We start from the raw sequence: 3,187 nt of genomic DNA, 5'->3' as shown, positions 1-3,187 counted from the left end.
CCTGCACACCGCACCAATCCCGCGCAGCGGGTTCGTTCTTCCCCCCATGTCGGTCACTCAACAAAGCATTATGCTTTTTCAATAGCGAACCATGTCCCGGTTTTCCTTGACGCACAGCACCAGAGAGGCCAGCGGAGGGGTATGGATACGATCAGCCTCCTTGCCCTACTGCTGACACTCTCGGCGGGCTTCAGCATTCTCAATCACCACACGCTTCGCCTTCCTGTCACGATTGGTGTTCTGGTCTTTTCATTGCTGGCGTCCCTGCTGGTCATGATCCTGAATCCACTGATTCCGGTCTATGATCTTCAGGCTCTCCCACGATCTGTGCTCGGCGCCATCAATCTGCCTGCGGCACTTCTGAATGGCGCTCTGTCGCTTCTTCTGTTTGCCGGGGCCATGCAGGTCGATGTAGGGCATCTGCGCGCCAGGCTGGCATCGGTCACGGCCCTCTCTGTCCTGGGGACCGTGCTGGCTGTCGCCTTTCTGGCGATCGCGGCATGGTCTGTCTTCCCGCTGCTGGGCCACACCTTTCCCTTCGCATGGTGCATCGTGCTGGGTGCCATCCTCGCACCCACCGACCCGGTCTCGGTCGTGGGTATGCTGAAGCGTCTGGGACTGCCGGGGCCGCTTCAGGCCGTTTTCGCTGGCGAGAGTCTGTTCAACGACGGCGTGGGCGTTGTCATTTTCGGTGTGACGATCGGACTGGCGACCGGAAACAGTCAGGGCGTGACAGCTTCGGAGATCGCGTTCAGCTTCTGTCGTGAGGCGGTTGGTGGCGGTCTGCTGGGTGCACTGACCGGATGGATCGCGCTCCGTGTGCTCAAGGCGCAGCGGGATCCACATATCGATCTGCTGACATCGCTGGCTTTGGCGACCGGAACCTTCAGCATCGCCAATCAGCTTGGCATGTCAGGCGCGATCGCCGTCGTCGTGGCCGGTCTCTGTTTCGGAACCAGCTACAGCCATTCCGTTTTCGATGAGGCGTCCCGCAAGGAACTCGACATCGCCTGGAACCTCATCGACGAGGTACTGAACGTCCTGCTGTTCATGCTGATCGGCTTTGAAATCCTTGAGATCACGCCGCATCTGTTTACGGTTCTGGCGACGCTTGCCGTGATCCCGCTCTCCATTGCGGTAAGGGCATTGAGCGTGCTGTTCTCGACCCTTCCGGTTCATCTCCGGCAATGGGAGCGTGGGCGCGTTCTTGGCATCCTGACCTGGGGCGGCCTGCGTGGGGGCATCTCGGTCTCACTGGCGCTAGGTCTACCGCCCGGAGAATTGCGCAACCTGCTGCTGCCGGTCTGCTATGGCGTGGTGGTGTTCACCATCATCGTGCAGGGCCTGACCATGGAACGGGTTGCCCGAAAGCTCTATCCTTCATCCGGCATACGCGCATAGCAATGTCTTCTCCTCTTCTTCCTGTCCCGATTTCCGCCCGGCGTGTTTTTATTCTCGGACTTGTCGCCGGGTACGTCGATGCTCTGAGCTTTGTCGATCTGGGCGGTGTCTTTGCCGGCGCCATGACCGGCAATACCACCCATATGGGCGCTTCGCTGACTGATGGAAACTGGCGGCACGGGCTGCTTCTGACGGCTGTGCTGGGACTGTTTTTCCTTGCCGCCATAATGTCGAGTCTCGTGCGCCTGTTATGGCTGCCGGCCCGCGGGGTCATGATCATGACCCTGCTCATGGTGCTCGCACAGATCGCTCACGGATCTCCCCTGCGGTATTGGGGAGAGTTTCTGATTCTACCGGCACTTCTCGCCGTTCAGGGAGAGACGATCGCGAAGTTTTCCGGCACGCCCATGCCCACGATCGTCGTGACAACAAACCTGCTGAAGGCCGCGTCGGGAATCGCAGAATGGGCGGCGTCACGCATTGCGCCTCAAACGGTCAGTCGGCCCGTTGCGGGCAGCATCCTGCTGCCGCTGCTCTCATGGATTGCCTTTCTGGCAGGCGTCATGGCGGCTACGGCAGGGCTGGCGCGGCATGGTAGCTTTCCCTTTTTATGGCCCCTTCCGTTCCTGGCCTTTCTCTGCTGGGATATTCGGACAACGGAACAGGCCGGGCAGGATGACAACTGAAAAATCCTGCTTTCAACCGTCTTACTGCAAATATCGCAACGCCTAGACGAACAGCCTGAATGCGACGGGGCCTGCCGCCGGTTCGGGTAGTAAAGGTGATACCCAGGCAGGGTATCAGCCATTCCGGAAAGCCGACCTCACGCCCTCAGCAAAGCCTTCCCATTCGTCATCTGTGACCTGGCGGACGACTTCAGGTCCTGAGAATTCCTTCCGCAGGCCCTTGCTGACGATGAAGTTGTTGGATTGCAGGCTTCGAATGATGCGGTCGGCATCCTTGTCCGGCATGTCCAGCACGGCCTTGATCAGCCCGCGCGCCGTATAGTGACACCGGAGATAGTCAGCCTCCTCCTGCATGTGCTCGTCCATCGTAAGTCTGATAACGTGCCCAAGATAATCGACATGCCGGGCAAGGTCCGGATAGCGCCACGCTGGCCGGGCAGCTTCATCGCCAGTAAATACGAGGTTGGACTGAATACCGTCCGGATAGGTTTTATTTTGCGACGCGAAAGACACATGCGGACGTGCGACCCTCATCAGAGGGTTTGAGAAGCGTTCAAGGATCGCATCGTAGTGACGCCTGCTCGTCTTATCGGCCATAATGGCAACAGAAACCGGAATGATGACACCATCCGGGATAGCGTTATCCCGGCAGAGAATGTCATTGATGAGATAACGATGTGTCCGACCATTCCCGTCTGCCAGGGGGTGAATATAGACAAAGCCGAAGGAGACGACTGCAGCACGCAGGATGGGTGACTGCCCCTGGGTTTTTTTGAGGAAAGCCGCAAGTCCATCAAGCATATCCTTCAGGTCTTCCGGTGGTGGCGCTACATAATGTACGACTTCCCCGCGTATCGTGTTCTCGCCTACAAAAACAGGTGATTTTCTGGGACCGAAACTGCTGATGAACGTTTTCGGGCCAATTATATCCTTCTGCAGCTCAATCAGCGCCGGACCGAGAAGCGGGATTTCACCCTTGCCGGTCCGGGTTGCCAGTACATGGCTGAAGAGGGCAATCTTGTCGGTCTGGTCTGCCTCGCCCTCAATTGCAAAGCTCGCCCTGCTCTCCCGATTGGTCAGCCAGACTGCTGCCCGCGCAA

General features: G+C 58.4%; 3 protein-coding genes. 2 read left to right on the top strand and 1 reads right to left on the bottom strand.

Features of this window, described 5'->3' with window-relative positions; translation table 11 throughout:
• The first annotated feature begins 141 nt into the window (after positions 1-141).
• A complete protein-coding gene (locus AD944_RS00830; RefSeq protein WP_045542049.1) occupies positions 142-1,401 on the top strand; it encodes a cation:proton antiporter in 1,260 nt (419 codons plus the stop codon).
• A 2-nt stretch (positions 1,402-1,403) separates the two neighbouring features.
• Positions 1,404-2,087: a YoaK family protein gene (locus AD944_RS00825; RefSeq protein ID WP_045542048.1), complete on the top strand. Its 684-nt coding sequence runs from the start codon at positions 1,404-1,406 to the stop codon at positions 2,085-2,087.
• 114 nt (positions 2,088-2,201) lie between these two features.
• Here AD944_RS00825 and AD944_RS00820 read toward each other — a convergent pair.
• A partial coding sequence (locus tag AD944_RS00820) for a Fic family protein (protein ID WP_169796347.1) occupies positions 2,202-3,187 on the bottom strand: 986 nt, incomplete at its 5' end.

The organism is Acetobacter tropicalis (assembly GCF_001580915.1).
GTDB classification, from domain to species: domain Bacteria; phylum Pseudomonadota; class Alphaproteobacteria; order Acetobacterales; family Acetobacteraceae; genus Acetobacter; species Acetobacter tropicalis.
The sequence above is the reverse complement of the archived record's forward strand: the minus strand, read 5'-3'. Positions and strand labels throughout refer to the sequence as shown.

Bases quoted from the DNA above. Each gene is read 5' to 3' on its own strand.
- AD944_RS00825 (WP_045542048.1), top strand. From the start codon at position 1,404: ATGTCTTCTCCTCTTCTTCCTGTCCCGATTTCCGCCCGGCGTGTTTTT.
- AD944_RS00830 (WP_045542049.1), top strand. From the start codon at position 142: ATGGATACGATCAGCCTCCTTGCCCTACTGCTGACACTCTCGGCGGGC.